This is a genomic window from Frankia sp. CcWB2, assembly GCF_977927585.1.
On sequence record NZ_CDWRCM010000334.1, the window covers coordinates 2,157 to 2,976 of the forward strand.

Annotated in this window: 1 protein-coding gene; it reads right to left on the reverse strand. The window is 61.7% G+C overall.

The features are described from left to right. Positions 1 to 486 precede the first annotated feature (486 nt). Positions 487 to 789 carry a hypothetical protein gene (locus ACY45C_RS21320; RefSeq protein WP_462189336.1) on the reverse strand — a complete coding sequence of 101 codons (303 nt, stop codon included), beginning with the start codon at positions 787 to 789 and terminating at the stop codon, positions 487 to 489. Positions 790 to 820: the final 31 nt, after the last annotated feature.

The window sequence follows — 820 nt, forward strand, 5'->3', positions numbered from 1 at the left end:
TTATTTCATTTCGACTCCTTAGCTACAAGACTCAGCATAGAACGCAGGCCCGGACGGTCCCGGAAAGCGCGGGAGCCTTGGTCCGCGTAAACCCACACTACGGTCATTCCCAGCTCCCGCGCCGCTTGCTCGCAGGCCTGGCGCTATAGCTCAAGGGATTCTTTGCCGCCCGCCCCCTCGGAGGCGGTGCGCAGGTAGATTACCGCGCTCGGGCGATCAACTCGTACTTCATTCTCATGCACCTCTTCCATAAATACTCCTTTCCTTGAGGGTCATTCTTCCCAGTGAAGGAAATGGCCGTTTTTCCGGCCCCATCCTATGTCAATTCCCGCCCGAAATCCCCGTTATTCTTCCAGGAATTGACACAGGTTAGGACGCCCATTTTTCAGCTTTGCACAGCCAAAAACAAGGTGTTGAGAGCCGGGGGAAGTACGCGAATGCGCACCTCCCCCGGCCCGCCCGCGCGACGTAGCCCTTTCGGCTACCTCACTTGCTCCGAGATCCGGGCTTTTCCGGCCCGCCGGGCGTCCCCGGAAGCAGTAGCGCCTCCACCGCCTGGCGGGCCGCCGCGGCCTGGGCTTCGGCTTCGGCGATCACCGCCTGAGCCTTCTCCGCGAAGTCCGGCGCGGATCGCTTGGCCTCCACGTAAAACTCGGCGGCGGCCAACAGCGCCGCTCCCATGGTGGAACCGTCCACCCGCACGATCAGCTCAAGCTGGGCGTGCAGGGCGTTCGGCAATTTCACCGCCAGGGTCTTGTGACCCCCGGGCCGGTCTTTCGGTTCCGTCACGGAAACCTCCTCAGGGGACGTAATGAAGTAA